The following is a 25543-nucleotide window of genomic DNA, read 5'->3' as shown; positions in this document are numbered from 1 at the left end:
GGAGAAGCCTTGCTAAGACCCGACGAGCAGGACGGAAGTGTTCTTTACCTCTGGCCCCTTTTGGCTTGTGACTCGAGGGGCTAGGCTTTGGAGCTGGAAAATAACGAAATGCGGCAGTCGCAAATATATCGGGAAAGTTTCAAATAAAAACCGGGAGTCGCAAATAAATTCAAGAACACGCAAATATTAGCAAAAGACAGCATAAACCAAAAAAGAGGGAGGCCAATTATTCGGCCTCCCTCTTCTTATCACTTTAAAAGCATTCCGGATGGAGCATCCGGGCGAGCTTTTCCGCACCTTCAATCAGGCGCGGGGAAGGGCGGCAATACAGTTCTTCCTCCAGCACAAGGATTCTTTCCTGCTTGACTGCCTCAAGTTCCTTCCATCCTGGCCTTTTCATGACAATTTCCGGCTTTACCTTCTCTTTGCGGACACCTACCCATGCCAGGCAAATATAATCAGGATGGCGGCGGAGGACGTCCTCCCAATCTGTCTGGACGCTGGCAAGCTCCACATCCCTGAACAGATTGACAGCGCCGGCAAGCTCGCTGATCTCAGTGAGCCAGTTGATGCTTCCTGGGGTGAAAACCGGCTTTGGCCACCATTCCCAGTAGAGTGAGGGCCTGTGCCGGGCGCCTGCCGCTTTTTCCTTCAGGCTTTTAATTTTCATCCTGAATTCCCCGGCTGCCTTTTCACCCAATTCAGGATGTCCGATAGCTTCGGCTGCTGTCCCCAGATCCCGGGCGATATCCTCAAGGCTTTGGGGATTAAGCGTGATGAAAGGCAAATTTCTTTTCTTTAATTCCCCGATATTTTTCTCCATCCCCGGCACACTCAAGGATGCGAGTACGAGATCAGGCTTCAGCGCCTCGACCTTATCCATATCAATTGATAAATCAGGCCCGAGTCTTGGAAGGTGAAGCACTTCCTCCGGCCAGTCAGAATAGTCATCGATTCCGACCAGAAGATGCGTCAAGCCCAGGTAAGCCATAACTTCAGTGTTGCTGGGGCAGATAGATACTATTCTCATAAAGATCTCCTTATAAATTAACTAGCATATCGAGAACCAGGGTCAAAGCAATCCCTGTCAGACCGCCGAAAAATACTTCAATCGGTTTGTGGCCCAGGAGCTCCTTCAGTTCTTTCTGCTTTTCTTTTTCAGCCTTCTTCTGCCATACCTTGGCTTCCTCGACGAATTTATTAAAATCGTTTACAAGCTGATTCAGGACAATGGCCTGTTCGCCGGCCTGCCTTCTTACACCGGTAGCATCAAACATCGTGATGATGGCAAACACAGCTGCTACCGCAAATACAGCGGAATCCATCCCCGTTTCCAGGGCCACACCCGTGGATAAGGCTGTTACAGCGGCCGAGTGGGAGCTGGGCATGCCTCCAGTGCTTGTTAAAAGAGACCAATCCAGCTTTCTTGTGGCAATATACTGAATGGGCACCTTTACAAACTGTGCAAAAAAGATTGCGGCCAGTGCAGACCATAAGGGGAAGTTGAGCAATAAATCCATCGGGAAACCACCTTTTCATTTTTTGGCTGTTTTGACAGCTGCGGGCTGATAGGAGCAAGTGAAGCTCGAGCCTCCCATTAAGCCGCAGCTGCAGGGCGGAGAGCCCTTTTGTTTTTTTATACCCGCCGGGGCGGAAGTTGAATACTGAAATTTATGTACATCTGATATGATATGGATAACCAGGAGTATGAATACATTCTGTGCAGGGGTGATTGCTTGCTTTATCCCAAAGAATACTACGAATTCTTCATCTGTTTTAATGAAGGTGACTATTACACTTGCCATGACCTTTTGGAGGAATTATGGATGGAAGACAAAGCCAATCTGTTTTTTAAAGGGCTGCTGCAAATGAGTGTGGCCATCTACCATTACGAGTACGGCAATGTGAAAGGCGCCAGGCTCATGATGCGGGCTGCCCATTCTTATCTTCAATCCTACAGGCCGAAGCATTGGGGGCTGGACCTGGAAAAGGTGTACGGATTCATCTCTGCATGCCTCTCCATTATACCAGAGACTATAGATACAATTCCTTATGAGGAGGTAAAAACCCTTCCCGTCCTGCCTGATATCTATTTATTTTTGGAAGATGATTAGATTCTCGAAATAAATACCTTTATCCGATATAATAAAGGTATTAATACTGGAGGTGAGCAGAATGTATACAATCAAACAGGAGTTGGACTTCAATGCCGGCCATGAGGCCCTTGTCATCGGATTATTCGATAAACCTGCCAAGCTTGAAGGCAATCTGGCAAAGGCAGATGACATTTTTGAAGGAAATCTGACAGAACTGATGAAAAGCGGAGACATTTCAGCTAAGAAAAAAGTGGTTTCCAAAATACATACATTTGGCAAAACAGGAGTCAAAAGGATTTACTTTGTAGGGCTTGGAAAAGAAAAGGAACTGGATTTTGAAGTGCTGAGGGAAGCTTTCGGAAAGGCCTTCAAACGGTTAAAAGAAGACAGGCTGCAGGAGGCTGCGCTTTATCTTGACTCATTCACAGCAGAGAATGCAGACGCAAATGATGCGGCGCATGCTGCAGCAGAAGCTTTCGAGCTTTCAGCATATGAGTTCCAGGGCTATAAGCAAAAATCGAATGAGCCTGAAAAGGAAGTTGAAAGCCTGACAGTGTACAGCACTGCTGATGAAGCCGAGGTCAAGGCTTCACTTGAAGTAGGGACCGCCCACGGAAAAGGGACAAACTCCGCGAGGACGCTCGTAAATCTTCCGGGGAATATGCTGACAGCAACAGATTTGGCGAACTACGCGCTTGAGCTTGCGGGCAGATATCATTTCGAAGCGGAAATTCTTGAAAAAGAAGATATGCTGAAGCTCGGCATGGGTGCCCTTCTTGCCGTCAACCAGGGATCTGCAGAACCGCCAAAAATGATTGTCCTGAAATATCAGGGCAGGGATGAGTGGACGGATGTGGTCGGCCTGGTCGGAAAAGGGATTACTTTTGATACAGGCGGCTATTCACTCAAGCCGAAAGATGGCATTGTCGGCATGAAGACCGATATGGGCGGTGCCGCGGCTGTGCTTGGCGCTATGGAAATCATCGGTGAACTGAAGCCTGCGCAGAATGTTGTGGCCGTCATTCCGTCTACAGACAATATGGTGAGCGGTACTGCATTCAAGCCAGATGACGTTATCACTTCCATGAGCGGAAAAACGATTGAGGTCCTGAATACAGATGCAGAAGGGCGCCTTGCTCTTGCAGATGCTGTCACCTATGCGAAGCATCATGGAGCAGGATATCTGGTTGATGTAGCGACTTTGACAGGCGGTGTGATTGTTGCGCTTGGCAATGATACAACCGGAGCACTGGCCAATAATGAAGCCCTCTATGAGCAGGTGCTCGAAGCGTCATTCGAAGCCGGGGAGCCGATCTGGAGGCTTCCATTATTTGAAAAAGACAAAGCGCGCATCAGGAGCAGCAAGATTGCCGATCTTAACAACTCCCCTGGCCGTGCAGGCCATGCCATCATGGGCGGCGGCTTTGTCGGGGAATTTGCCGAGGGGACTCCTTGGGTGCATCTTGATATTGCCGGCACTGCCACTGTTGACAAGGCGCATGATCTCGGCCCGTCCGGCGCCACCGGAGTGATGGCCAGAACACTTGCCCTTATGGTAGAAAGATTTGAGCCATTTGAATAAAGACTAATCCGGGCCTGCCCCTTAAGGGGGCGGGCTTTTTTCAATATTTTAATATAAGCACTGCCCGCCAGCTGCCTCCAATCACTGGAAGTTCTCCGGGATCATTGACAGGACTATCCCTGTATGGTATTTTAGTATTTGTGTTTTAGTTCTTTACCGATTTATCAGAGTAAAGCGACATAAGCCGCAGTACCTGCTGCTGACAAAAGGCTGGATGCTGTAGAACACTTGCAAACTATTCATTCTATATACTTACAGGTTTTTCATCAAGAGAGGGGATACAACATGAATGCAGTTATTGCAGCTGTGCTTGTGATGCTGGCGCTGAGCCTTTTGCGTGTGAACGTTGTGTTTGCACTGATTGCAGGGGCTTTGGTTGGCGGTTTGACGGGCGGGCTGTCTGTAGATAAAGTAATTGAAGTATTTACAAACGGGCTGGGAGGCAGTGCCGAGGTGGCCCTCAGCTATGCACTTCTTGGCGGTTTTGCCGTTGCCATTTCCAAAACCGGGCTTCCTAACTTAATGGTGGACTGGGTGCTGGGGGTTGTCGGCAGAAACGGCGGATCTAAGGGAAAAGCTTATTCAAAGGCTTTAATTGTGTTTGCGATCCTTTTAATGGCCTGTTTTTCCCAGAACCTGATTCCGATTCACATTGCCTTTATTCCAATCTTGATTCCGCCGCTTCTTCATGTGATGAATGAACTGAAAATCGACCGGCGCCTGATTGCTTCAGTCCTGACATTCGGGCTGACTGCACCTTATATCCTGCTGCCTGCAGGCTTCGGGAAGATTTTCCATGAAATATTGGCCAGCAATATGGCTGACAGCGGGCTTGTCATTGAAATGGGAGATATCCCAAAAGCGATGCTGATCCCGACTGCCGGTCTTGCAGCAGGCCTTATTATCGCAGTATTCTTCTCATACCGTAAATCAAGAAGCTATGAGACTATCGAAATTGCTGCTCCGGAAAAAGGAAGCTATTCAAAACTGGCCATCCTGTTTTCCATCCTCGCCATTGTCGCGGCACTTACAGTTCAGATCATCCTGGACTCAATGATATTCGGAGCACTGAGCGGCATTCTGGTCATTTATATCAGCGGAGCGATACGCTGGAGGGAAGCAGATGCCCTGTTGACTGAGGGAATGAAAATGATGGCATTCATCGGGTTTGTCATGCTGGCGGCCTTTGGGTTTGCTGATGTGCTGAAAGAAACCGGAGATGTTGAAAAGCTTGTTGAGCAGGCAGCGGCAATTATCGGCGGCAGCAAGGCTCTTGCAGCTTTCCTTATGCTCCTTGTCGGGCTGCTCGTAACAATGGGCATCGGCTCATCCTTCTCGACTATCCCGATTATTGCGACGATCTTTGTCCCGCTTGCCATGGAGCTTGGCTTCAGCCCAATGGCGACTATCGCCTTGGTCGGAACAGCCGCTGCTCTTGGAGACGCAGGATCGCCGGCATCAGACAGCACGCTGGGACCGACTGCCGGGCTTAATGCTGATGGACAGCATAATCACATTTGGGATACATGTGTGCCAACCTTTGTGCACTATAATATACCGCTGATTGCCTTTGGCTGGATTGCAGCAATGGTTCTATAATCGAGTAGAGGGGTTCCGGTAATGGAGCCCCTCTTTTTGCATATTCCTGTGTATTGACAGAAATATAGGATAATATATCCTTACATACGATGAATGAATGGGGTGATTATGCATGTATTTCGGAAAGGTTAGGAAAACAGACAGCGGCCGTGTCCCGCCGAACCAGAATGTGACCGCATCTTTTCCGGTCCTGCACTATGGCAATGTTCCTTATTATTCTAATCTGGATCACTGGTCGCTGCGGATCTTCGGGACTGTGGAAAAGGAAGAAGTCTTCAGCTACAGCGAACTTCTGAAGCTGCCGCAGACAGAGTCCGGCAATGACATCCATTGTGTCACAGGATGGTCAAAGCTGGATAATGTGTGGAAAGGTGTAGCGGCAAAAGAGATTGCCAGGCGGGTAAAGCTTAGGGATGAAACATCATTTGTCATTCTGCATGCAGAGGAAGGATGGACTACTAATCTGCCGCTTGCAGACTTCCTGAAGGAAACGAGCCTCCTGGCACACTCCCATAATGGCGGGCCTCTTACCCCGGAACATGGCTTTCCGCTCCGTGCCGTCATACCGCATCTATATTTCTGGAAAAGTGCCAAATGGCTCCGCGGCATCGAGTTCTCTGCTGTAGATAAGCCTGGATTCTGGGAAAAAAACGGGTATCATAATTATGGAGATCCCTTCAAAGAAGAAAGGTTCAGCTTTGATTGACCTGTTCATGGAAAAAAACCTCAACCCTTTTGGGGATGAGGTTTCTTTTATAGAGGACAAGCCTCACTATTAGCTGCAGCATCTCTTGAAGTAATCTGCAAACACAATTGAGGCGAATCCGTAGTAGCTGCATTGAGCTGTTGGATTGAAAAGGTTCTCATAGTTCAGAGTATAAAGCATCGTATCCCTCCATTGTTCAGATTTTAACTGCCGGAAGGCTCTGAGTGTTCATGGAGCCAATCGGTCAGGTAGGGAGGGAGCTGTCCGCCGGATGCAAGATTGGCGTGCCCTCCATGCTGCAAGTGAAAAGTTCTGTCTCTGCTTGAAACGAGGCCGATTACAGGCTCAACCTGTTCTCTGGGAACCAGCCTGTCTCCTTCTGTGGCAACAGCGAGCAGGTTTGCCTGGATATTAGCCAGGTCGGCTTTTTTTCCGTCGATGACGAGAGAGCCGTCCATCAGGGAGTTCCTTCTCCCAAACTCATGGAAAATCTGTTTTAAGGCTGCTCCGGAAAAAGGAATATGGCCAGTTGTCCATGTGTTGAACCTCAGCCACTTTTCTGTGTATTTTTCATCATATGAGCGGTTTAATAGAGAGAGGTAGTGAGATAAGTAGATAGGTGAAGTAAGCAGCCGCATGCCGGCTTCCATAAGAGGGGCCGGGATGATTCCGAGTGCATCAATGACAGCATCGAAATCGGCCCTGCCTGTTGAAATGGCTTCAATCCACTCGTCATAAGCGGGCAAGATGCTGAAATCGATTGGTGTTACAAATAGAATCAGGTTCTTGATCGGCTGCTCTGAGATGCTTGCATAGATGGCTGCAATAGTCCCGCCCAGGCAAAAGCCCATGACTGTCAGCTCCGATGCCCCTGAGTGGCTGAGCGCCTTTGCGGCGGCCTTCGCAATATAATCCCTGATATAATCGGTAATCGTCAGGTCTTTATCTTCATATCCTGGGGCGCCAAAATCGATTAGATATACATCATATCCTTTGTTGACAAGTACCTCGATCATGCTTTCATTTGGTGCTAGGTCCAGAATGTAAGGCTGGTTAATGAGTGAATAAATCAGGAACATTGGAGTGCTGTACTTTCTTTCTGCCGGAGGGTAATACCATAAGACCGCTTTGTTCTTTTTCCAGACTGCTTTCCTGTATGTGCATCCCTGTTCGGGCTTTGCTGCAGAGATTGTCTGGAAAAATCCTTTCCATCTATCCTTTTCCTTCTCGGACCAGAATCCATTGGAGCTGCCGATATTATCTTCCATTTATTTTCGATCCTTTCGAAAGCAATCCGAATTGGATTTCAGCATTTTTCTGGAGGTTATCCTGAAGAATGCTGAGCGCCTTGGACCGTGCTTTCCGTCGCTTATCAGCCAGACTGCCTTCTGTCCAGGAGGCTGCAGCCCCTGAATCAATATCAGATTCCTGATTGGAGGGAGATGCTTTCGATTCCGGATTTTGTCCTGCTTTAGAGGAATCCATAGCCGGGCTGGCCGGCTTTTCTGTAAAGCTTCCTGACCCAAGCATCTCGACCGAGTTTTTAATGTCGGCAAGTGTACTGGACAGTGTCAGCATTTGTTCGTCAAGCTGATCGACTTTCTCTTCAACCTGAATGACAAGCTTCGCCACTCGTGCCACATCGTTTTTTGTTGGCAAGTTTAGAGGTATGGAAAGCAATTCAGCCATATTCCTGCATTGGCTTATTATGCTCGCGATTGCAGCTGAATTCGAACTGGCTGAAAGAAGAAGATCTTCTTTATTCAGCTGCTTTTTTATCAGCTCATTTAATTCAAATTCAAGCTTCATTCCCATTTTTTTTAATGAACTGAATAATTCCTGCGCTTGTTCATTTGACATTCGCCTGCTCCTTTCCGCTGTTTTTCTAGATGGTTGCCGTCAAGCCGCCATCTACTACAAGCGTATGGCCTGTCACATAATCAGAAGCACTGGAAGCCAGAAACAAGGCTGTTCCCTTTAAATCTTCATTCTTGCCAAACCTTCCGGCAGGTATCTTTTTCAGCAATATTTTATTGGTTTTTTCCATGGATGCCGTCATTTTTGTCGGGAACAGGCCAGGGGCAATACTGTTGACCTGGATGTTATAGGGGGCGAGCTTCACAGCCAGATCCCTGGTCAGCACCATAAGGGCTCCTTTGCTTGTGTTATATGCCGGAGTATCCAGGAAGCCGGATGGAGCCCCCCTGAATCCTGTGACAGATGAGATATTGATAATTTTTCCGCTGCCCTGATCCTTCATGGCCCTGGCAGCTGCCTGGGTAAATAGGAACGCGCCCTTCACATTTACATCCATCACTTTGTCCCATTTGTCTTCAGGGTAGTCCAGGAGCGGAGCGACCCAGGAAGTTCCGCTGTTATTGATCAGGATGTCAAGCCGGCCGAAATGGCTGATCGTTTCGGCGATGACAAAGCTGATATTGTTTTCATTGGTCACGTCGCATTCCAAAGCCAATGACTGGGCTCCCATGGATGCCAGTTTCTTGCTGACCGCCTGGCATGCCTCAAGATTCCTGGAACAGACGACTATATTTGCTCCTGCCTCTGCAAGTGCATAGGCCATTTGTTCGCCAAGCCCCCGCCCGCCGCCGGTGACGATGGCCGTTTTATTGGACAAATCGAAAAGGTCTTTTGTATCCATATGATATCCCTCCTTATTGGAACAGCTGTAAGGCTACATAAGATGAATGCTGGAATACCCTGCAGGCTGCCGATTTATGCTTCGCTATATTATAGACGAGCCATCATCCAAAAGTGCAGAAAATGGTTGTTTTCCCAGAGCCTTTTCTTGCCTGGGGAAGTATAAAAACAGCCTGTTTGGGAAAAATCAAAAATGGAAGATTTCTGGTATGCAGGGAGGCGGCCGGATGGATGAAAATCAGATAAGGGAAATATTTGATGAAGCAGGATACAGTGCAATTGGGCAGTCATTGAGCTTTAAGCTTTGGCTTTCAGGCGTGATGGAGCATTCCGGGGCAGGAGATAATCCGCTGGAGCTCCTTTTGGAAGCATGCTCTTTCGATGATGGTGAGCCGATCCTTTTCGATCAATTTCTGTTCCAGCTCCGGCTGATCAGCTCTGCAGATGAACGGAATTGCCTTCCCATAGGTTATTGGCAGTGAAAAATAAGAAGCAAAGAGGTGCTGACATGCAGAAAAATGCAAGAGGATATGTACAGGACTCTTATGGGTCCCTGAATCAGGCGAAAGATTCCCTGCAGCAGGCATTATCAACGGTAGAGCAGGGGTCAAACCGTGAACGCATCGAGGAATCCCTCCAGGCGGTCGAACAGGCACTGCAGGCGTGCGGACAAACGGCAGATATATTGGAACAAAAATAATGCTGAAAACACAGGGGAGCTTCTCCTGTGTTTTTTTGCGGATAAGAACAGCCCGGCGCGGGATTGCCCTGGTTTGCCGGACAAATGCCCAGTCCAAAAGGCGTTTGCCTGCATATGTAGTAGTGTAGGGAAGAAAATAAGGAGGTAGACCTTTTATGCATCCATATAGAGCGCCATATTATGCTGGAGGCGGTTCAAGATTTTTCTTTGGGGCGCCGTTTGTAGGCGGATTGCTTGGAGGGCTTGTCGGCAGTGCACTGTTTTATCCGCGGCCAAGGCCGTACTTTTACCCGCCGCCATTTTACGGCCCGCCATACGGCGGAGGATATCCGTATTACTGATTGATGAAGAATGAAGTGCCATTTAACAATACACTCTCTCTTTTTTAAAGCTCTCTGGTTAGAGAGCTTTTTTTGTCTTGAAATGATTTCCTGCTTCACTGCTGCACTTTATGGTCACTTCGCACTTACATCCATCTGAGCTTTAAGGTCAGGATGCAGCACTGAGCATGGTCGTCTTTTGCTTCAAATACCAGGGTGAGCCCGTCAGGTGTATATGTGACACGGGGCTGGGACTTAATTCCGGTTGCTTTGATCATCTCTTCTGTTTTTTGGGTCTGGGATTGCTGGGCAGCTGACATCAGATCATTGGAAAACTGCTTGGAAGTGGCCATCCTGTCAAGCAGTGTACCGGCATCACTCATTAGATCCTGCATACGCTTGGCCGAGCTCATAAAGGTGGCAGGATTGACAGAAGGAAACTGCCTCATGCTGGCTGTATAATGGAACTGGCGGGGAGGCGGAGGGAAATGGCATACAGGCTGCGGGTAGCGGCTTATGCTGTTTCTTTTTCCATAATAATGATGCGGAAACATCTTTTTGTCTCCTTTCATGTAACATAATCCAGGTGCACCCATTCATTCCATTTATATGCGGCTGCCCCCTTTCTTACGATCACCAGTGAAAAAAAACTGCCAGCCATGGTATTCGGTTATGTGCTTTGCAGGAAGGAATATACATTTAAGAAGCATGAGAGTATTAGGATGGATTTATAAAGATAAAAGAGGGGTAAACAAGGGTAATGGAGAATCCTTAAATAGATGGAGAGCGGGGGGAGGGGCTGAAGATGGAGCTGGATTATATATTGCTGTTAATTGAAGAAAACGGCTATACAGGCCTATTCCTGTGGCTCTGGTTCGGCGTCTTCGGCATCCCCGTCCCGAATGAAGTCATTGCCATGACAGTCGGGATGGTCTCCTCGATGAGTGTGCTTCATCCTCTTGGGGCCTTTCTTGTGACATATGCCGGCATGACTGCTGCACTGACGACCTGCTATACACTTGGACGGTTTATCGGCCGGCCGCTGATTAAATATTTCCATAAAAGAAAGCGGTTCGCAAAAATCATTGATGACTCTTTAAGGCTGATGGATAAGCATCATGCCTTTTCCCTTTCGCTCAGTTATTTTATACCGGGGCTGCGCAATTTTGTCCCTTTCCTTTATGGATTCAGCAGGCTTCCATTTAAAACATTCGCACTGTTTGCGTTCAGCGGAGCGCTGCTCTGGCTCGCGGTTGCTTTCACTTTAGGATATCTGTTCGGCGACCATATAGATGCCATCATTCTTTATGGAAAAGAGGCGCTTTTGGCAGGTGCCGCCTTTGCGCTTATCATTCTCGTAATCAAGAGCCGCAGCAGAAGAAAAAAAGAAAAGCAAAGGGAGCTGGCGTGAGGGACAAAAAAAAGAAAAGGCAGCCTGCAAAAGCTGCCTTTTTGTGTGCTAATAGTGATGGCGGTGTTCAACCAGATCAATGGCTCCCAGAACGATATGGGCAAGTCCGAAGCCGACGATGGTGTCTGACAGCGTGCTGTCTACCTTTCTGGATTGCTTAAGCGCGTAGCCTGTTGCCGTTACAGCTGTACCAAGAACTGCTGGAATTAAACCTTCACGGATATGATCCATAATTGAACACCCCTGTCTCTGGTTTCGTCCATGCCTTAGCGGCACTTGATTGGACATCTTTAGTTTGCCGCAGCAGGCTTTTTTTATTTGGCTTTGTTAAACATTGTCGTTGATTTTGGGCCCATGCGTGTGAAACAGAGTTTCACACGTTATGGATCCAAAATCAACAAGGTACACTAGCACAGTCTTTTATTTAAGCAGTTATTCTGTATGAAATTGGCGTTCGCTGACTCCGAAGCAGCACACAGGGCCCTGCTTTGGGGCAGGGAATGGGAACAAGCATACTTTGGCAGGTTGTCTGCCGCCAGGATTGAAGTTATAGTAAAAGTACATACATAATCATGCACCATGGTTAAAAACATGGAGGGGGAACTGGAATGATGAAATTGGAGAATACGCTGATACATGCCTTGGGAATCGAAGTGACTGAGCTTGGGAAAGGGCATGTGACAGCAACCATGCCGGTGGATGAGAGGACCAGGCAGCCTTTCGGGCTTTTGCATGGCGGCGCCTCGGTTGCTTTGGCTGAAACGGTGGCCAGCATAGGGGCATTTGAATTAGTGGACCAGGAAAAAGAGGCTGTGGTCGGCCTTGAGATCAACGCCAACCATATCAGGGCAAAAAAAGACGGAGTTGTCACTGCAGCTGCCACTGTTCTTCATCAGGGCAAATCAACAATGGTCTGGGATATCAAAATCACTGATGAAGAAGGGAAGCTTGTGTGTGTTTCAAGATGCACAATGGCGGTCATTCAAAGGAAATAGCAGCATCCGGGCATGAGAATAATAAGAAAAGCCATGAGGGATTCCCTCATGGCTTTTCTTGATTGACACTTACCTGTGAATTTTTCTTTGTTTTTAAATCATCCTGTACGCTGACATCGGCCAATGGGACACCTGCGTTATAGGCTGCACGGCTGATCAGGTGGCCCGCAACCGGGGATGTCATAAAGATAAATATGATTCCCAGGATAAGCCTTGAGTTAAAATGACCTTCTTCTGCATAAAAATAAAGGAAGGTCCCAAGCAGAACGGACATGACACCCAATGTAGCGGCTTTGGAGGCGGCGTGGTTCCGTGTGTATACATCAGGAAGCCTGATGACTCCAAATGCCGCTACAAGGCTGAGGAAGGCCCCTATCAGGATCAGGACAATGATGATGATTCTAATGATTTCGATCACGTTCAATAATAACCCCCTTTTCCAAATATTTCGAGAAGGCTACCGTGCCGATGAATGCAAGGATACCGATCAGCAGGATGATCTCCAGGAAAGCATTGGTTTCCAGCAAGATGGAAATGAGTGCAATGACAGCTACGAGATTGATCCCGATGGCATCGAGTGCCACGATTCTGTCCGGTATGGTAGGCCCCTTGATTACACGGTAGATAAGGCCAACCATGCTAACGGAAATACAGAGCAGCGAAACTTGTACAATCACTTCCAGCATCACTTGCTCACCTCCATGATTGCTTTTTCAAAAGAATTCTTGATGCTGCTGACCGATTCATCGACATCCCCTATATCCATGGCGTGGATATAAAGGATTCTATTATCATCAGAAACATCGATGACCAGCGTCCCCGGCGTCAAAGTGATCAGGCCTGAAAGGACCGTGATTTCCCAATCCTCCGTCAGCTCTGTTTCAAGAGCAAAGATGCCGGGCCTGATATCAAGCTTTGGCTTCAGGATCACCTTCAATATGGCGATATTGGATAAGATCAGCTCCCTCATGAAGATCAGCAGCAGATTCAGGACAGCCGCGACCCGGAGGAGATAAAAGCGGGAATCGAAGAACCGCCTGAAAGCAAAGATGATCAGCAGTCCGAAGAAATAGCCGACAAGGAATGTTACCGGGTCATAAGAGACCTTCAGGAACATCCACACAAATGCTAGAAAGAAATTCAATAAAATTTGAAATGCCATATCATTACTCCTTTAAGACTGCATTGATATAAAGATTTGGGTCCGAAAGAGTTTCAGCAGCCTGCGAGATATAAGGATAGATCACTTCTGTCCCGACTCCCATAAATACAGACAGGGCAGTGAGCATCACCGGAGCAATGAGCAATGTTCTTACAGGAGCTTTATCTTCATTTTTGAAGGAGCGGGGATTTCCCCAGAATCCATTGATGAAGATTTTCATGACAGAGAACAGCACCAGGAGGCTTGAAAGCAGGACGATCCCTGCACCCCAATAGCGGCCGGCTTCAAATCCTCCCTGGACGATCAGGAGCTTTCCGATAAAGCCGCTGAGCGGAGGGATCCCGGCAAGAGCAAGTGCCGCAATGAAATAGGTCCAGGCTAGCCCGGGGTACCTTTTGATCAGCCCGCTGATATGGCGGAGGTTACTTGTTCCCGTAATGGTGATGATGATTCCGACAAGCAGGAAGAGCGCTGCTTTGATGATCATATCGTGAATGATATAAAAGAGCGACCCGGCCAGTGAATCGGGAGTCATTGCCGCAATCCCGAATACGATGACCCCGACGGCGACAACAATATTGTAAATGATGATTTTTTTGACGTCCCAGTATGCAACGGCCCCTATTACCCCAAGGATGATGGTCATTACTGCGAGTACACTGAGAATTTCATGTGTATACCCCTGGTCATGGTAAAAGAAGAGGGTGTACGTCCGCATGATGGAGTAGACTCCAACCTTGGTCAGCAAGGCGCCAAAGACGGCCATGACCGGGATGGGCGGTGCATAATAAGAGCCGGGAAGCCAAAAGTAAAGCGGAAATATGGCGCCCTTCAGTCCGAACACGATAAGGAACAGAACAGCGACAACCGTCAAAATGCCAGGCTGTCCGGACGCTGCGATTTTAACGGAAATATCAGCCATATTCAAGGATCCTACAATAGAATATAAATATCCCACTGCAATGACAAACAGAGCTGATGATATGACATTCACCAGAATATATTTGATGGATTCCCTTAGCTGTATCTTCGTCCCGCCGAGAACGATCAGGACATATGATGCCATGAGCATAACTTCAAAGAAAACAAACAGGTTGAAAATATCCCCTGTAGTGAATGCCCCGTTGACACCGACGATCAGAAACTGGAATACAGGATAATAATAAAATTTCTCACGGTCAATGCCTATAGATTTGAAAGAATAAATCAGACAGGCCAGGGATATCAGGCTTGTCGTCAATACAAGCAGGGCAGAGGCCATATCAGACACTAGCGTGATTCCGTATGGCGCCTCCCAGCTGCCCAAATTGATTGTCTGGATGCCATCATTGTGCACCTTCTGCACAAGCAGGAAGGCAGCAGCAGCCGTGATTGCGGCAGATATCCCTGATACCCAGCGCTGTGCAGGGACGTTTTTAGCGAGAAAGATTAAAAGGATCGCTGTTGCCAGCGGAATTAGAATTGGAAGCATTAAAAAGTTAGTCATTTCCTTCTTTTCCTCTCAATCTGTCCATATTATCTGTGCCGAGTTCCTGGTAGGCGCGGTAGGCAAGAACCAGGAAGAAGGCTGTAACGCCAAAGCTGATAACAATGGCAGTAAGGATCAGGGCCTGGGGGATCGGATCAACATAAGACTTTGCATGCTCCCCCAAAAGCGGCGGATCTCCCCTCTTCAATCCGCCCATGGTGATTAGCAGAAGATGGGCGCCATGGCTCAAAAGGCCGGTTCCAATGATGATTCTGAGCAAGCTTTTTGAAAGCATCAGATACGTGGCAGTCATAAACAGAATGCCAATGAGAACGGACATTAATATCTCCATTATTCATCCTCCCCTATTGTTTGAATAATGGTCATTGTGACTCCGACAACGACTAGGAATACACCGGTATCGAACAGTACGGCCGTGTGCAGGGATGTTTCCCCGAGCAGCGGCAGATGCACATGGGTAAAGGCGTGGGTTAGGAATGGTACATTGAACAGAAGTGCCCCGGCCCCGGTTCCCACAGCAAACAAAAGCCCCGTGGCAATCATATATTTATAGTCGATCGGCAAAATATTTGCGACAGTCTTCATATCAAAAGCGAGCAGGAGCAGCACGATGGCACCGGATGTCATCAATCCGCCCACAAATCCGCCGCCTGGATAATAGTGGCCGGCAAAGAACAGATGGATTGAAAACAGGATGATGATGAACAGAGTGACCTTCGTCACTGTCTGCAGTATAATATCGTTTGTTTTCATCCTTCATTCCTCCTTGCCAGGCGAAGCTTGATCATGGCGAAGATGCCAAGGGCGGCAATCCCGAGAACGCATATTTCAAACATGGTATCAAAGCCCCTGAAGTCAACCAGGATCACGTTGACCATATTTTTTCCTGCTGCTTCTTTATAAGTATTTTCAATATAGTAGCTTGCAATAGATTCAAACACCTTATTGCTGTGTGCAGACAGGGCGATCAGCGTGACAATGGCGCCAACCCCGATCGAGACTGCAAGATTGACTGCCTTAAAGCGGATCCTCTCTTCATCCCGCTTCAGCTTCGGCAGATGATAGAAGCAAAGCAGGAAAAGCGATACAGACACAGTTTCGATGACAAGCTGCGTCAGAGCGAGGTCAGGCGCCCTGAATAATACAAAGAACAAGGCGACAGTATACCCGACTGCACCGAGCAGGATGATCGAAGTCAGCCTTGACTTGGCAAACAGGATGGAAATGGATGCAGCGGCAATGATCAGCGCCAGCAGCACTTCATAGAAGCCGATTGAAGACAGATCATTCGTACTCAGCTTAAAGGCGTTTTTCCAGACAAGCGTCGTGCCAAGCAGCAGAATAAAGAATGTAAAGATGTACACAAGATATGTCCGGATAAACCCGTTCATATAGGTTCTTGTCAGGTTTGATGAGAAGGTCTGCATCCCTTCGATCCCGCCATCGTAAAAGCGGTTGAGTGCAAGCTTCTCCGGGAACAGATCATAAATCTGGCGCCATTTGTCCAGTGTAGTATAAAGCAGCACTCCAAACGCAATGACCCCAAGCGTCATGAACAGCTCTGGAGTGAAGCCGTGCCAGAATGAAATATGCACGTCAAACACAAGGCCCGGCATGATCACTCCAAGGGCTGGAGCGATAATGGTGCTTGACAGGATATTCGGGAAGAATCCGATGATGATGACCAGTGAAGCCAGTATAATCGGCGAAATAAGCATGCCGAAAGGAGCTTCATGCGGCTTTTTATCGAGCTTGTCAGGCTGGAACTTCCCTGTGAATGTCCTAAATACAAGCACCATGCTGTAAATGAACGTAAACACGCTTGCAATCCAGGCAAGCACTGGGAATAAAATGCCCCATGTATCAAGATTGAAGATATCCACTTCAAGGATGCGGACCATTCCCGTAAAGAACATTTCCTTGCTGAGGAACCCATTGAACGGCGGCAGCCCGGCCATTGAAAAGGCCCCGATCAGCGCCAGGGTGAATGTGATCGGCATAAAGCTCATTAATCCGCCGAGCTTGCGGATATCTCTTGTCCCGGTTTCATGGTCAACGATGCCGACCACCATAAAGAGGCTTCCTTTAAAGGTGGCATGGTTGATCAAATGAAACACTGCCGCAGTTGTAGCAATCGTATAGAAGCTGTCTTCCACGGTATCGTAATGCAGGGCAGCTGCACCAACCCCGAGGAGGGACATGATCAGCCCGAGCTGGCTGATGGTTGAAAAAGCAAGGATTCCTTTGAGGTCTGTCTGCTTGACGGCAGAAAAGGAACCCCAGAACAGTGTAACGATCCCGAAGGATGCAACAAGCCACAGCCAGATGCCGGATTCTGCAAAGACCGGGCTCATCCTGGCCACTAAATAGATGCCTGCTTTTACCATTGTCGCAGAATGGAGGTATGCACTGACAGGCGTCGGCGCCTCCATCGCGTCAGGAAGCCAGATATGAAAAGGGAATTGCGCCGATTTTGTAAAAGCGCCCAGCAGGAAGCAAAGCAGAGCAGGGACAAAGTACGGCTTTTCCATGATTTCAGAGGCCATCGGGACGATTTCGGAAATAGAGAAGGTTCCTGTCATCATATAAAGCAGGATGATCCCGCCCAGCATAGCCAGTCCGCCAAGCACCGTAATCATCATCGATTTCTGGGCGCCGTAGCGTGATTTCTCCCTGTGATACCAATAGCCGATCAGCAGGAAGGAAGAAAAGCTGGTCAGCTCCCAGAAAGCATACATGACAATCAGGTTATCAGAAAGGACAACCCCGAGCATAGCCCCCATGAACAGGAGCAGATAAACATAAAAGGTGTTGAGCTTTTCTTTTTCCTTAGAAAGATAATAAATGGAATACAGCACCACTAAGGATCCGATGCCTGTGATTAAAAGGGCGAAAAGAAGCCCCAGGCCATCGACCCTGGCTGTAAAATCAATCCCGAAGGATGGAATCCAGGACAGAGTTCTGCTTACTGCCCCATTCGCTTTTGTTTCCGGCAGATAGCTGATGAAATAGCTGAAAAGCAGGATGGGCAGAGGCAATAGAAACCACCCGGTATGTATTTGCCTGAAATATTTATAGAAGAACGGTATAAATATGGCAAACAATAATGGCGAAACAATCGCCAAATGCAGCAAAGACAACAATATGACCTCCTTTATAATTGTAAGCGCACAGAATTAGTGCATGTGAGTCCTTGTCAGGAAGAAATTGATACATATCAAAAGGCCTTTTCCCATTTGCGGCTGAAAGTATACCATGCTAGTGAAGAAAAGCTGTAAATAGAGACACGTATGTATACAATTATCTCCAATCTTTGTTATAAGATGCTCCACACTTTACCTGCTCTAAGTAATGCCAGGGGAAAAAAATTCCTCCCGGAGACTGCCTCTGAACAAATTATAACCTAAATGGCACGGTCGTGCATTTGAGGAAACCTTATGCGGCAAGGATTCTCCCAACTTTATTAAATAGGTAGAAACAGGTTGGAAACCGGAAAAAATTTCGAAAAAAATATGAATAAATATATTAAAATGCATCCAAACTACGACTAGGTGGTGGTTTGGCATGCATAAGAAAATACTTGCCTCCATAATCCTCTTCGGATTTCTGTTTGCAGGTGCATGGCTGCTGGAAGCAAAGGATAAAAGAGAATTTTTCTACTCTGATGCAGAAGAGGAAATTGTGGAAGTCATGCCGGCTGATGCTGGCCAGGGACCCAATAAAAGAAAGATAAAAGCATTTGAATCAAGGGAATATGTAAGGGTGGAAGCAGGATTGCCCCTTAAATAAAGAGAGGATGAGCAGCTCATCCTCTCTTAAATCTGGCCGGCTGCCTGGGAGCCTGACCTGCTCTTATTATGAAATATCATGATCAGAACCGGCACAATGATAATGGATGATAGCAGCAGCAGAAGCAGTGCAAGCGAGGCCGGTGTCAGCACTTTGGTGAAATCATGCATATATTCTTTGAAAAACTGTTCCACCCCGGAATTCCCCATCACATGTACAGAAGACAGGAATTCCTTTTTTTCAAGATCATAATAGTACATTTCTCTTTTCTTAAAAAAGAAAATGGAATCGCGCTTCAATTCAAACTCAGTAAAAGCCACTGCAATCCTTGCGGAATACTCCTCAATCTTCTCCTCATTTTCCGGTGTGGCAGAATTATCTGTCTGGATGATCTTTACCACGTCCCCTTCAATTGTGATAAAGTCCTTGATCTCTGCTGAATCTTCATGATAATAATGGACTGTGCTTTTCATATGATCTTCCAATGCCCCTTTGAATTCCTGCATCTCATTTGGTGTGGACGCTGCCGGCGAATTCCATGCAAACAGGAGACAGGCTGACAGAAAAGCGGCGGGCAGGCAGATGATCATCCTTTTCATATTTAATCCCCCTCATGTTAGCGCTTTCATTTTTATTATCTTATTAAATGATTGCTGCTTTTAGAGCAGATTTTTTTGCCGGTTTCATGTGTATTGCCTGTACATATGGCCAGACGCGCCGATAATGTAATTAGGGGATTCCGGGACTAAGGGGGCTTCATATGAAAAATAAGTATTTGACCAGCTATTTCCCTTTAATGGCAATTTTATTATTCAGTTTGTCTTTTTCAATCATAGCGGAGGAGAAGCTGCAAGGATGGCTTTCGGGGATGGGAGTATATGAAGGCATGAAGGAATTCTTCCCAGAGGCTGGCATTAAGCTGGCAATGGTTATCGTTTGTATGGCCTGCTGCTTTATGATTTTTGCTGCCTTGAAGCTGATTGCAGACACCATCAATGGGCTCTCCCTTCTTTTCTTTTCGAAGGATGAAAGCGGGGAAGCGATCGCTAAAAGCCGGAGCGGATCAGTCATATATCTGGCTGGCGGGGCACTGTCGCTGTTCAGCTTTTTCAGCTTTTATGCTATGCTGGGGATTTTTCTTGCATCTACTGTCATTTATTTCATCTATTTTGTCTATATCTCAGGCAGTTCTTTCTCTCCGGCCGGACTGATCGGGATCATCTTCTTTCAGGTCCTTTCCTGGGCCTCTTTGCTTTCCATTCTTCTGTTTTTAACATTGAAGCTTTATAACAGCGTAATGGCGAGCCTTCCTGTATAGAGGATACAGCAAAAGCAGCAGAGTGCCTGCAGGCACTCTGCTGCTTTACTATTTCAAGATATCCTTCCAGATCAATAAGTGCGGGGCCATCTTTTCATATGATTCCATGCTTTCCGGCTGATCCTTGCCGACCCATACTGCTGCCGTATATTCATCGGTGAGCCCTGCAAACCAATAATCTTTATAATCATTGGTTGTTCCGGTCTTGCCCCCTGTATAGCCTCCTGGAAAATAAGCTTTCCTGCCGGTTCCTGCTGCGACGGTTTCCTGCAGCAGCAGTCTCATCTTATCAATGGTTTCATTGCTCCACACTCTCACTGGCTGGTCTTCCCATGCATACAGCAGGCTGCCGTTTTTGTCTGTGACCTTTTGGATGGCTCTTGCGGGCTGATAAATGCCTCCATTGGCAAAAACGGTGTACGCTCCTGCGAGCTCCAGGGGGGAAACCCCCCTGCTGAATCCGCCGATTGCAGCAGCAAGGGACCGGTCTGGCTTTCCTACTTTACTGAATCCGAATTTGTCCAGATCCTTGAAGCCTTCTTCTATTCCTATCATGCTTAGGAGCCTGACCGCAGGTGTGTTATAGGAGTGGATAAAGGCTTGTTCCAGGCTCACCTTTCCATAATTTTTACCGCTGTAATTATGGGGGCAATAGCCGCTGATGCAAAGGGAGCCGGCATCTACCTTCTGATTGATCAGCGGGCGCGTCCTCTCAATATAAGGGGCATACACAAGCAAAGGCTTGATGGCAGAGCCCGGCTGCCTGAAGGCCTGATAGCCTCTGTTGAAGTCATATTTCCTGTAACCCCTCCCGCCTGTGAGGGCAGCCAGTCCGTGGGTGCTGCTCTTGACGACGGCCGCAGCTGCTTCTGCCTTCTGATCAGGCAGATGGGCGGAGGCTGCATGAACAGCTTTTTGCTGAAGATCAGGATCCAGGGAGGTATGGATGACCACCCCTGTCTGGAGAACCTGCTCCACCCTTCTGTCCAGCTCTTCCTCTGAATCTGGGGGGATGCCTTCCTTGAATCGGATCAATTCTCTCAGCTCAGCCTCGGCATATGTTGTGTAATCTGGATAAAGGTCGATCCGGTCCGCCAGTGTAAAGGCAATTTTTTCGCCTTTCAAAGCCTTCGCATCTTCAGGGGATATCTCTCCCTTTTCAGCAAGCACATCAATCAGCAGCTCCTGCCTTTTTTTCGTCCTGTCAAAATGTTTGGCGGGATTATACATGGAAGGGTTGTTCGGGATGGCAGCCAAGAAAGCCAGCTGCACATACGAAAGATTTGCGGCCTCTGTCTGAAAATAAACCTTTGATGCTGCCTCGATTCCATATGCCCCATTCTGAAAATAGATGCTGTTCAAATAATAAGATAATATTTCTTCCTTGGAGTACGTCCTCTCCATTTGATAGGCATACAGCAGCTCTGTCAGCTTGCGGTTATAGGTCTGCTCATGGGTCAGGTACAGATTCCTGGCCAGCTGCTGTGTAATCGTGCTGCCGCCTTCCTCAATAGTGCCGTTATCTGCATTTGCAGCCAATGCCCTGCCAATGGCAGTTAAATCGAAACCCTTGTGCTTATAAAACCGCTCATCCTCCGAGGCAACCACCAGTTTTTTCAAGAATTCGGGAATATCTTCAGCTGCAAGCGGAATGCGGTTATAGGGTGTAAAGATTTCAGAAATCACATTGCCATCCTGGTCAGTCATCAGGCTGGTCTGGGGAAACGTTGCTGCGTTAGTCACTTCAATCCTGCTGTCCAAAAAGTGGGGAAGGCTCTCCAATCGGCTGGCTTCATCGGCCGTTTTATAGACAAACAGCACAAAGAAAGGCAGGATGAAGGCGATTGTCAAATATCCCGTCAGTGTTTTCATGCCTGTTTCTCCGTTTCTGATATAATATGGCACTCATGCCGGCTTCAAAAGGTGTGCTATACGTATTATCGGCATCATTCAACTTTTTGTGAGAATGTAAAATATAAAGCAAGAAATTATTTACTGAATAGTAAAAATATTATTCTTTGGTGATATAATAAATGGTAAACGGAGTAATCGTGATCTGGAAGGAGGGATGGTAAAGCTGGCAAACACTGCTTATTTATCGACTTTGAATTCACCATGCCAGATAGAAACGAAAAATATAAAAGGTTTTCTCCGGAGATCATTGAGGCGGGCGCGGTGTCTGTCCAAAATGGAGCGATACTAGAACAGTTTTCCTCTTTTGTGGCTCCCATCCGTTTTCCTGAGCTATCCGAAAGATGCAAGTCTTTTTTACATATCAGCCAGGAGCAGGTGGATAAGGGGATTTCATTGGCAGATCTGATCTGCAGACTTGAGCAGATGGGCGGCAATAAAGCTGATGAAATTGTTACCTGGGGCAATATGGATATGAAGGTGCTCCGCCAGAACTGCAGCCATGCAGGAATCGGCTTTCCATTTAAGGGGAAGGAAGTTGATTTGTCGATGGAGTATAAACGTTTTTTTGGCGACCAGAACCAAACCGGCCTATGGAAAGCGGTGAAGGAATACGGAAAGGAGGGAACAGGCAGGCATCACCGTGCTTTGGATGATGCGCTGACAACCTGCAAAATCTATCAGCTTGTCGAGAAAGATAAAAGATATCTCCAAAACCACGAGCCCACGACAATTGGGGACAGGATTGACCTTTCCAAGCTTTTAAACCGCTTTGCATAAAAGCCAAACCCGCAGATGGATTTGGCTTTAGCTCACTTTATTTAAAATAATCGGCTTCAAGCCGCTCCGCATTCTCAAGGGAGCGCTTCGCCCAATCAGAATCATCCTCCCAAAGCCCGCTTTTCATATTATCCAATGCTTGCTTAAGAGACGTCTTATAGTCCGGGATGCTTCCCTCATATGTCCTGACCATCTGCTTAGGAACATTTGTCTGCTCTCTATAGGCAAGCGCTCTGCGCTCATGGAACATCATGACATCTGCCTGTTTTGGATTATGGAGGTCTCCCTGCATCGGATGCTTTTCAACAGCAAGCACCCTGACAAGATAATGCTGGGGCCGAATATCCGTAACCTCCCCGATATACTTACCTGTTTTATAAATGGCCGTCACCTGAGCTCCCACCTGGAATTCACTCAAAGCTGTCCCCTCCTTTGAAGCTTTTCTTCCCATTATGCCCGAATTTTTTTGAAAAACAAAGTGCAAAGCAAGAGGAAATCCAGTAATCTATAAGAAAAGCGGAAGGAGCTTGCTCTTCTAAGGAACGCAGACTAAGAACGCGACGTCCTGTGGCAACGTCTGCATGACCCACATCCTGTGGGCCTCAAGCATAAGACGCTTCAGGATAGAAGGCGTTCTTTGCCTTCAATCCTGAAGTGGCTTATGACTCGAGGGGCTAGCGCCTGGAGCTGGACAGAAGAAAAGCGGAAGGTACAAACCTATCAGCAGCAATAGAGGGGGACTGAATCATGAAAAAGAATTTCATATACCTTTTCCTTGCAGCAGCGATCACGCTGCTGGCAGCATGCGGGACAAGCACTGATCAAAGCAGCAGTGCCGGCAAGGAAGGCGGAGGAGCATCAGAAGGAAAGCAAGGTGAACAGGCCGCAGAGGAGAAGAGCTCTGAGGGAGGCTATCCGCAGCTCACAGCGGAAGTTGGGGAGAATGAACGACTCGTGGAAATGGAAACATCAATGGGGACCATTAAGATTAAGCTTTTCCCTGACCATGCTCCAAAGGCGGTAGAAAACTTCATCACCCATAGTGAAGAGGGCTATTATAATGGACTTATCTTCCACCGGGTCATCAATGACTTTATGATCCAGGGAGGAGATCCGGACGGGACAGGCATGGGCGGAGAGAGCATCTATGGACAGCCGTTTGAGGATGAGTTCTCAGATAAGCTGTACAACCTCCGCGGTGCTTTATCCATGGCGAACAGCGGCGCCAACACGAACGGAAGCCAGTTCTTCATCGTACAAAAGAGTACATCAGAAGCGGGCATGAAGGAACAGATGGAAAAAGCAGGGTATCCAGAAGAAATCGTTGCAGCTTACGATAAGGGAGGGACCCCTTGGCTCGATTCCCGCCACACTGTCTTTGGGCAGGTGATCGAGGGCATGGAAATCGTTGATAAAATTGCAGCTGCAGAAACAGATGAATCCGACCGGCCGGTTGAAGATGTAAAAATCAAGGAGATAAAAGTGATAAAGCAGCCGCTTGGACAGGACAAGCCCAGCTGATATAATAAGGCTGACCACTGCTTTTGGCAGAAAGGAAGAAAACGAATGATCCAGGCTTATATTTTATCTCTGTTTCTATATTTTCCGGAAGATAAATCTGAGTATATTCCGGCATCCATAACATTCACCATATTTCTAATTGGAGCGATCATCGCCATGCGCCTGATCATCAGGACATCCAAGCGCGAGGAAAAAAAGGCGAAAGAGCTGGAAAATCAAATCATGAAGCAGGATAGCCTGCAAAAAAAGAACAGCTGACCTGAGCTGTTCCTTTTTTTGTGCATTTTAAGAATCAGGAGAAAGCCAGTTTCAGCCGTTTTAGTCCTTCTTCCAGAGTATCACGCGGGCAGGCAATATTCATCCGGACAAATCCTTCGCCGCCTGGGCCGTATTTTGTGCCAGGCTCAAGCGCGAGCCTGCCTTTTTCAATGAGAAGAGAATTAAGGTCTTTATCCGGGAGAGAGAGTTCCCGGCAGTCAAGCCACATCAGGTAGGTTGCTTCAAGATCCATGACCTTGACCGGAGGAAGCTCCCTTTCTATGAAGCTCCGGGCGATTTCGTAATTTTCCTGCAGATAAGTCAAGAGCTGATCCAGCCAGTCATGTCCATGCCGATAGGCAGCCTCCAGGGCGGTGATGCCAAAGATGTTCAAAGTGAAAAATCCCTGCTGTGCCTGGATAGCCTTGAATTTGTCGCGAAGCTGCTCATTGGGGATGATTACTGCTGATGATTGCAGCCCGGCAATATTGAAGGTCTTGCTCGGTGCAATGCATGTAATTGTAATATCCCGGAATTCCTTGGAAAGAGATGCAATCGGAATATGCTTGTGGGGCGAAAATACCAGATCTGAATGGATTTCATCTGAGAGAATCAGGCACCCGTATTTTTTGCATAATTCTCCTATTTTCAAAAGCTCCTCTTTTTTCCAAACCCGGCCGCCCGGGTTATGGGGATTGCAGAGCAAGAAAAGCTTGATGCCCTTTTTCAGCTCTTCCTCGAAACGTTCAAAGTCGATTTCATAGCGCTGTTCCACTAGAGCTAGCGGAGAGTTGACGACCATGCGCCCATTTTTTTCAATCATCTCAAAGAAAGGCGTGTAAACAGGGGACTGAAGCATAATTTTATCTCCCGGACTTGTGAATGCCTGGACGGCAAGGCTGATGGAGGGGACCACCCCCGGGCTGTATAACACCCATGATCTGCCTATTTCCCAGCCGGATTGATCCTTCTGCCACTGCTGGACGGCTTCGGATGCAGAAGGAGGGACAAATGTGTAGCCGAAGACCTCGTGGCTGGCCCTTTTGCTGATTGCATTCTGCACCTCTTCAGGAGGTTCGAAGTCCATATCTGCCACCCACATAGGAAGCACATCCGAAGAGCCAAATACATCTTTTGTCAGCTCCCATTTCACAGAAGCTGTTTCATATCTGCTGATTGATTTATGAAAGTCATATTTTGTCATGATAACCCCCTGGATTGCAGTTTTCGGTCCTGATATTCTTATGA

Annotated in this window: 32 protein-coding genes and 1 pseudogene; 15 read left to right on the top strand and 18 right to left on the bottom strand. The window is 47.5% G+C overall.

What is annotated here, in order from left to right; genetic code table 11:
• Positions 1 to 253 precede the first annotated feature (253 nt).
• Both ACQCVH_RS09510 and ACQCVH_RS09505 read right to left on the bottom strand, forming a co-directional pair.
• Positions 254 to 1030, bottom strand: coding sequence for a cobalamin-binding protein (locus ACQCVH_RS09510; protein ID WP_426835469.1), 777 nt, complete (start codon positions 1028 to 1030; stop codon positions 254 to 256).
• 10 nt (positions 1031 to 1040) lie between these two features.
• On the bottom strand, positions 1041 to 1520 hold the full coding sequence (locus ACQCVH_RS09505) for a divergent PAP2 family protein (protein ID WP_224904682.1): 480 nt from the start codon (positions 1518 to 1520) through the stop codon (positions 1041 to 1043).
• A gap of 171 nt (positions 1521 to 1691) precedes the next feature.
• Here ACQCVH_RS09505 and ACQCVH_RS09500 point away from each other — a divergent pair, with 171 nt between their 5' ends.
• From ACQCVH_RS09500 to ACQCVH_RS09485, 4 genes are all read left to right on the top strand, one after another.
• The gene (locus ACQCVH_RS09500; RefSeq protein WP_426835468.1) at positions 1692 to 2114 is read left to right on the top strand and encodes a DUF309 domain-containing protein; all 423 of its coding nucleotides are present in this window, start codon (positions 1692 to 1694) and stop codon (positions 2112 to 2114) included.
• A gap of 61 nt (positions 2115 to 2175) precedes the next feature.
• Positions 2176 to 3678, top strand: a complete 1503-nt coding sequence (locus ACQCVH_RS09495) for a leucyl aminopeptidase (RefSeq protein ID WP_426835467.1) — start codon at positions 2176 to 2178, stop codon at positions 3676 to 3678.
• 285 nt (positions 3679 to 3963) lie between these two features.
• A complete protein-coding gene (locus ACQCVH_RS09490; protein ID WP_426835466.1) occupies positions 3964 to 5277 on the top strand; it encodes a Na+/H+ antiporter family protein in 1314 nt (437 codons plus the stop codon).
• 112 nt (positions 5278 to 5389) lie between these two features.
• Positions 5390 to 5983: a sulfite oxidase-like oxidoreductase gene (locus ACQCVH_RS09485; protein WP_426835465.1), complete on the top strand. Its 594-nt coding sequence runs from the start codon at positions 5390 to 5392 to the stop codon at positions 5981 to 5983.
• Between the two features lie 203 nt (positions 5984 to 6186).
• Here the strand turns inward: ACQCVH_RS09485 and ACQCVH_RS09480 are convergent, their stop codons facing one another.
• Genes ACQCVH_RS09480 through ACQCVH_RS09470 form a run of 3 tightly spaced genes read right to left on the bottom strand, consistent with a single transcriptional unit; the run spans position 6187 to position 8642 of the window.
• Positions 6187 to 7251: an alpha/beta fold hydrolase gene (locus ACQCVH_RS09480; RefSeq protein WP_426835464.1), complete on the bottom strand. Its 1065-nt coding sequence runs from the start codon at positions 7249 to 7251 to the stop codon at positions 6187 to 6189.
• Positions 7241 to 7843 carry a hypothetical protein gene (locus ACQCVH_RS09475; protein ID WP_426835463.1) on the bottom strand — a complete coding sequence of 201 codons (603 nt, stop codon included), beginning with the start codon at positions 7841 to 7843 and terminating at the stop codon, positions 7241 to 7243. Before ACQCVH_RS09475 ends, ACQCVH_RS09480 begins: the two co-directional genes overlap by 11 nt.
• A gap of 25 nt (positions 7844 to 7868) precedes the next feature.
• Positions 7869 to 8642 carry an SDR family oxidoreductase gene (locus tag ACQCVH_RS09470; RefSeq protein ID WP_426835462.1) on the bottom strand — a complete coding sequence of 258 codons (774 nt, stop codon included), beginning with the start codon at positions 8640 to 8642 and terminating at the stop codon, positions 7869 to 7871.
• Positions 8643 to 8868: 226 nt separating this feature from the next.
• Here ACQCVH_RS09470 and ACQCVH_RS09465 point away from each other — a divergent pair, with 226 nt between their 5' ends.
• The 3 genes from ACQCVH_RS09465 (at position 8869) to ACQCVH_RS09455 (ending at position 9682) form a co-directional block, all read left to right on the top strand.
• Positions 8869 to 9123: a hypothetical protein gene (locus ACQCVH_RS09465; protein ID WP_426835461.1), complete on the top strand. Its 255-nt coding sequence runs from the start codon at positions 8869 to 8871 to the stop codon at positions 9121 to 9123.
• A 26-nt stretch (positions 9124 to 9149) separates the two neighbouring features.
• The gene (locus tag ACQCVH_RS09460; protein ID WP_022544333.1) at positions 9150 to 9341 is read left to right on the top strand and encodes a hypothetical protein; all 192 of its coding nucleotides are present in this window, start codon (positions 9150 to 9152) and stop codon (positions 9339 to 9341) included.
• A 155-nt stretch (positions 9342 to 9496) separates the two neighbouring features.
• Positions 9497 to 9682: a hypothetical protein gene (locus tag ACQCVH_RS09455; protein ID WP_224904670.1), complete on the top strand. Its 186-nt coding sequence runs from the start codon at positions 9497 to 9499 to the stop codon at positions 9680 to 9682.
• A 125-nt stretch (positions 9683 to 9807) separates the two neighbouring features.
• Here ACQCVH_RS09455 and ACQCVH_RS09450 read toward each other — a convergent pair whose 3' ends face one another.
• On the bottom strand, positions 9808 to 10215 hold the full coding sequence (locus ACQCVH_RS09450) for a YuzC family spore coat inner layer protein (protein ID WP_426835460.1): 408 nt from the start codon (positions 10213 to 10215) through the stop codon (positions 9808 to 9810).
• 251 nt (positions 10216 to 10466) lie between these two features.
• On the opposite strand from ACQCVH_RS09450, the gene ACQCVH_RS09445 reads away from it, so the two are divergent.
• The gene (locus ACQCVH_RS09445) at positions 10467 to 11072 is read left to right on the top strand and encodes a DedA family protein (protein WP_426835459.1); all 606 of its coding nucleotides are present in this window, start codon (positions 10467 to 10469) and stop codon (positions 11070 to 11072) included.
• 48 nt (positions 11073 to 11120) lie between these two features.
• On the opposite strand, the gene ACQCVH_RS09440 is transcribed toward ACQCVH_RS09445, so the two are convergent.
• On the bottom strand, positions 11121 to 11303 hold the full coding sequence (locus tag ACQCVH_RS09440) for a hypothetical protein (protein ID WP_009795431.1): 183 nt from the start codon (positions 11301 to 11303) through the stop codon (positions 11121 to 11123).
• A gap of 210 nt (positions 11304 to 11513) precedes the next feature.
• Between ACQCVH_RS09440 and ACQCVH_RS09435 the strand changes: the two genes are divergently transcribed.
• Positions 11514 to 11642, top strand: coding sequence for a hypothetical protein (locus ACQCVH_RS09435; RefSeq protein WP_426835458.1), 129 nt, complete (start codon positions 11514 to 11516; stop codon positions 11640 to 11642).
• A gap of 41 nt (positions 11643 to 11683) precedes the next feature.
• Positions 11684 to 12067: a PaaI family thioesterase gene (locus tag ACQCVH_RS09430; RefSeq protein WP_257992251.1), complete on the top strand. Its 384-nt coding sequence runs from the start codon at positions 11684 to 11686 to the stop codon at positions 12065 to 12067.
• A gap of 46 nt (positions 12068 to 12113) precedes the next feature.
• Here ACQCVH_RS09430 and mnhG read toward each other — a convergent pair whose 3' ends face one another.
• The 7 genes from mnhG to ACQCVH_RS09395 are packed head-to-tail and all read right to left on the bottom strand — an operon-like array spanning position 12114 to position 17858.
• Positions 12114 to 12485: a monovalent cation/H(+) antiporter subunit G gene (gene mnhG, locus ACQCVH_RS09425; protein ID WP_426835814.1), complete on the bottom strand. Its 372-nt coding sequence runs from the start codon at positions 12483 to 12485 to the stop codon at positions 12114 to 12116.
• Complete coding sequence (locus ACQCVH_RS09420) at positions 12469 to 12705, bottom strand: Na(+)/H(+) antiporter subunit F1 (RefSeq protein ID WP_426835813.1); 237 nt, start codon at positions 12703 to 12705, stop codon at positions 12469 to 12471. The genes mnhG and ACQCVH_RS09420 overlap by 17 nt, the downstream gene beginning before the upstream one ends.
• Before the next feature lie 47 nt (positions 12706 to 12752).
• Positions 12753 to 13229 carry a Na+/H+ antiporter subunit E gene (locus ACQCVH_RS09415; protein WP_426835457.1) on the bottom strand — a complete coding sequence of 159 codons (477 nt, stop codon included), beginning with the start codon at positions 13227 to 13229 and terminating at the stop codon, positions 12753 to 12755.
• Positions 13230 to 13233: 4 nt separating this feature from the next.
• The gene (locus tag ACQCVH_RS09410; RefSeq protein ID WP_426835456.1) at positions 13234 to 14715 is read right to left on the bottom strand and encodes a Na+/H+ antiporter subunit D; all 1482 of its coding nucleotides are present in this window, start codon (positions 14713 to 14715) and stop codon (positions 13234 to 13236) included.
• Positions 14708 to 15049, bottom strand: coding sequence for a Na(+)/H(+) antiporter subunit C (locus ACQCVH_RS09405; RefSeq protein WP_426835455.1), 342 nt, complete (start codon positions 15047 to 15049; stop codon positions 14708 to 14710). The genes ACQCVH_RS09410 and ACQCVH_RS09405 overlap by 8 nt, the downstream gene beginning before the upstream one ends.
• Positions 15049 to 15471, bottom strand: coding sequence for a Na(+)/H(+) antiporter subunit B (locus tag ACQCVH_RS09400; RefSeq protein WP_426835454.1), 423 nt, complete (start codon positions 15469 to 15471; stop codon positions 15049 to 15051). Before ACQCVH_RS09400 ends, ACQCVH_RS09405 begins: the two co-directional genes overlap by 1 nt.
• Positions 15468 to 17858, bottom strand: a complete 2391-nt coding sequence (locus ACQCVH_RS09395) for a Na+/H+ antiporter subunit A (RefSeq protein WP_426835453.1) — start codon at positions 17856 to 17858, stop codon at positions 15468 to 15470. The genes ACQCVH_RS09400 and ACQCVH_RS09395 overlap by 4 nt, the downstream gene beginning before the upstream one ends.
• Positions 17859 to 18282: 424 nt before the next feature.
• Between ACQCVH_RS09395 and ACQCVH_RS09390 the strand changes: the two genes are divergently transcribed.
• On the top strand, positions 18283 to 18507 hold the full coding sequence (locus ACQCVH_RS09390) for a hypothetical protein (RefSeq protein ID WP_426835452.1): 225 nt from the start codon (positions 18283 to 18285) through the stop codon (positions 18505 to 18507).
• A gap of 26 nt (positions 18508 to 18533) precedes the next feature.
• Here the strand turns inward: ACQCVH_RS09390 and ACQCVH_RS09385 are convergent, their stop codons facing one another.
• A complete protein-coding gene (locus tag ACQCVH_RS09385) occupies positions 18534 to 19106 on the bottom strand; it encodes a hypothetical protein (protein ID WP_426835451.1) in 573 nt (190 codons plus the stop codon).
• 161 nt (positions 19107 to 19267) lie between these two features.
• Here ACQCVH_RS09385 and ACQCVH_RS09380 point away from each other — a divergent pair, with 161 nt between their 5' ends.
• A complete protein-coding gene (locus ACQCVH_RS09380; RefSeq protein WP_426835450.1) occupies positions 19268 to 19825 on the top strand; it encodes a YufK family protein in 558 nt (185 codons plus the stop codon).
• Between the two features lie 48 nt (positions 19826 to 19873).
• Here the strand turns inward: ACQCVH_RS09380 and ACQCVH_RS09375 are convergent, their stop codons facing one another.
• Positions 19874 to 21697 carry a transglycosylase domain-containing protein gene (locus ACQCVH_RS09375; protein WP_426835449.1) on the bottom strand — a complete coding sequence of 608 codons (1824 nt, stop codon included), beginning with the start codon at positions 21695 to 21697 and terminating at the stop codon, positions 19874 to 19876.
• Positions 21698 to 21916: 219 nt separating this feature from the next.
• On the opposite strand from ACQCVH_RS09375, the pseudogene kapD reads away from it, so the two are divergent.
• A pseudogene (gene kapD / locus ACQCVH_RS09370) lies at positions 21917 to 22516 on the top strand (3'-5' exonuclease KapD); the annotation flags it as partial.
• Between the two features lie 37 nt (positions 22517 to 22553).
• Here kapD and kapB read toward each other — a convergent pair.
• Complete coding sequence (kapB, locus tag ACQCVH_RS09365; RefSeq protein WP_426835448.1) at positions 22554 to 22967, bottom strand: kinase-associated lipoprotein KapB; 414 nt, start codon at positions 22965 to 22967, stop codon at positions 22554 to 22556.
• Between the two features lie 296 nt (positions 22968 to 23263).
• On the opposite strand from kapB, the gene ACQCVH_RS09360 reads away from it, so the two are divergent.
• Positions 23264 to 24037, top strand: coding sequence for a peptidylprolyl isomerase (locus ACQCVH_RS09360; RefSeq protein ID WP_426835447.1), 774 nt, complete (start codon positions 23264 to 23266; stop codon positions 24035 to 24037).
• Positions 24038 to 24082: 45 nt separating this feature from the next.
• Positions 24083 to 24295: a hypothetical protein gene (locus tag ACQCVH_RS09355; RefSeq protein ID WP_257992238.1), complete on the top strand. Its 213-nt coding sequence runs from the start codon at positions 24083 to 24085 to the stop codon at positions 24293 to 24295.
• A 34-nt stretch (positions 24296 to 24329) separates the two neighbouring features.
• Here the strand turns inward: ACQCVH_RS09355 and ACQCVH_RS09350 are convergent, their stop codons facing one another.
• Positions 24330 to 25499: a MalY/PatB family protein gene (locus ACQCVH_RS09350; RefSeq protein ID WP_426835446.1), complete on the bottom strand. Its 1170-nt coding sequence runs from the start codon at positions 25497 to 25499 to the stop codon at positions 24330 to 24332.
• Between the last annotated feature and the right edge of the window lie 44 nt (positions 25500 to 25543).

The sequence above is a fragment of the Bacillus infantis genome, from assembly GCF_050107595.1.
GTDB classification, from domain to species: Bacteria; Bacillota; Bacilli; order Bacillales; family Cytobacillaceae; genus Bacillus_AB; species Bacillus_AB infantis_C.
The sequence above is the reverse complement of the archived record's forward strand: the minus strand, read 5'-3'. Positions and strand labels throughout refer to the sequence as shown.

Excerpts from the sequence above, each read along its gene's own strand:
- ACQCVH_RS09510 (WP_426835469.1), bottom strand. The coding sequence starts at position 1,030 with ATGAGAATAGTATCTATCTGCCCCAGCAACACTGAAGTTATGGCTTAC.
- ACQCVH_RS09505 (WP_224904682.1), bottom strand. The coding sequence starts at position 1,520 with ATGGATTTATTGCTCAACTTCCCCTTATGGTCTGCACTGGCCGCAATC.
- ACQCVH_RS09500 (WP_426835468.1), top strand. The coding sequence starts at position 1,692 with ATGGATAACCAGGAGTATGAATACATTCTGTGCAGGGGTGATTGCTTG.
- ACQCVH_RS09495 (WP_426835467.1), top strand. The coding sequence starts at position 2,176 with ATGTATACAATCAAACAGGAGTTGGACTTCAATGCCGGCCATGAGGCC.
- ACQCVH_RS09490 (WP_426835466.1), top strand. The coding sequence starts at position 3,964 with ATGAATGCAGTTATTGCAGCTGTGCTTGTGATGCTGGCGCTGAGCCTT.
- ACQCVH_RS09485 (WP_426835465.1), top strand. The coding sequence starts at position 5,390 with ATGTATTTCGGAAAGGTTAGGAAAACAGACAGCGGCCGTGTCCCGCCG.
- ACQCVH_RS09480 (WP_426835464.1), bottom strand. The coding sequence starts at position 7,251 with ATGGAAGATAATATCGGCAGCTCCAATGGATTCTGGTCCGAGAAGGAA.
- ACQCVH_RS09475 (WP_426835463.1), bottom strand. The coding sequence starts at position 7,843 with ATGTCAAATGAACAAGCGCAGGAATTATTCAGTTCATTAAAAAAAATG.
- ACQCVH_RS09470 (WP_426835462.1), bottom strand. The coding sequence starts at position 8,642 with ATGGATACAAAAGACCTTTTCGATTTGTCCAATAAAACGGCCATCGTC.
- ACQCVH_RS09465 (WP_426835461.1), top strand. The coding sequence starts at position 8,869 with ATGGATGAAAATCAGATAAGGGAAATATTTGATGAAGCAGGATACAGT.
- ACQCVH_RS09460 (WP_022544333.1), top strand. The coding sequence starts at position 9,150 with ATGCAGAAAAATGCAAGAGGATATGTACAGGACTCTTATGGGTCCCTG.
- ACQCVH_RS09455 (WP_224904670.1), top strand. The coding sequence starts at position 9,497 with ATGCATCCATATAGAGCGCCATATTATGCTGGAGGCGGTTCAAGATTT.
- ACQCVH_RS09450 (WP_426835460.1), bottom strand. The coding sequence starts at position 10,215 with ATGTTTCCGCATCATTATTATGGAAAAAGAAACAGCATAAGCCGCTAC.
- ACQCVH_RS09445 (WP_426835459.1), top strand. The coding sequence starts at position 10,467 with ATGGAGCTGGATTATATATTGCTGTTAATTGAAGAAAACGGCTATACA.
- ACQCVH_RS09440 (WP_009795431.1), bottom strand. The coding sequence starts at position 11,303 with ATGGATCATATCCGTGAAGGTTTAATTCCAGCAGTTCTTGGTACAGCT.
- ACQCVH_RS09435 (WP_426835458.1), top strand. The coding sequence starts at position 11,514 with ATGAAATTGGCGTTCGCTGACTCCGAAGCAGCACACAGGGCCCTGCTT.
- ACQCVH_RS09430 (WP_257992251.1), top strand. The coding sequence starts at position 11,684 with ATGAAATTGGAGAATACGCTGATACATGCCTTGGGAATCGAAGTGACT.
- ACQCVH_RS09420 (WP_426835813.1), bottom strand. The coding sequence starts at position 12,705 with ATGGTTGGCCTTATCTACCGTGTAATCAAGGGGCCTACCATACCGGAC.
- ACQCVH_RS09415 (WP_426835457.1), bottom strand. The coding sequence starts at position 13,229 with ATGGCATTTCAAATTTTATTGAATTTCTTTCTAGCATTTGTGTGGATG.
- ACQCVH_RS09410 (WP_426835456.1), bottom strand. The coding sequence starts at position 14,715 with ATGACTAACTTTTTAATGCTTCCAATTCTAATTCCGCTGGCAACAGCG.
- ACQCVH_RS09405 (WP_426835455.1), bottom strand. The coding sequence starts at position 15,049 with ATGGAGATATTAATGTCCGTTCTCATTGGCATTCTGTTTATGACTGCC.
- ACQCVH_RS09400 (WP_426835454.1), bottom strand. The coding sequence starts at position 15,471 with ATGAAAACAAACGATATTATACTGCAGACAGTGACGAAGGTCACTCTG.
- ACQCVH_RS09390 (WP_426835452.1), top strand. The coding sequence starts at position 18,283 with ATGCATAAGAAAATACTTGCCTCCATAATCCTCTTCGGATTTCTGTTT.
- ACQCVH_RS09385 (WP_426835451.1), bottom strand. The coding sequence starts at position 19,106 with ATGAAAAGGATGATCATCTGCCTGCCCGCCGCTTTTCTGTCAGCCTGT.
- ACQCVH_RS09380 (WP_426835450.1), top strand. The coding sequence starts at position 19,268 with ATGAAAAATAAGTATTTGACCAGCTATTTCCCTTTAATGGCAATTTTA.
- ACQCVH_RS09375 (WP_426835449.1), bottom strand. The coding sequence starts at position 21,697 with ATGAAAACACTGACGGGATATTTGACAATCGCCTTCATCCTGCCTTTC.
- kapB (WP_426835448.1), bottom strand. The coding sequence starts at position 22,967 with ATGGGAAGAAAAGCTTCAAAGGAGGGGACAGCTTTGAGTGAATTCCAG.
- ACQCVH_RS09360 (WP_426835447.1), top strand. The coding sequence starts at position 23,264 with ATGAAAAAGAATTTCATATACCTTTTCCTTGCAGCAGCGATCACGCTG.
- ACQCVH_RS09355 (WP_257992238.1), top strand. The coding sequence starts at position 24,083 with ATGATCCAGGCTTATATTTTATCTCTGTTTCTATATTTTCCGGAAGAT.
- ACQCVH_RS09350 (WP_426835446.1), bottom strand. The coding sequence starts at position 25,499 with ATGACAAAATATGACTTTCATAAATCAATCAGCAGATATGAAACAGCT.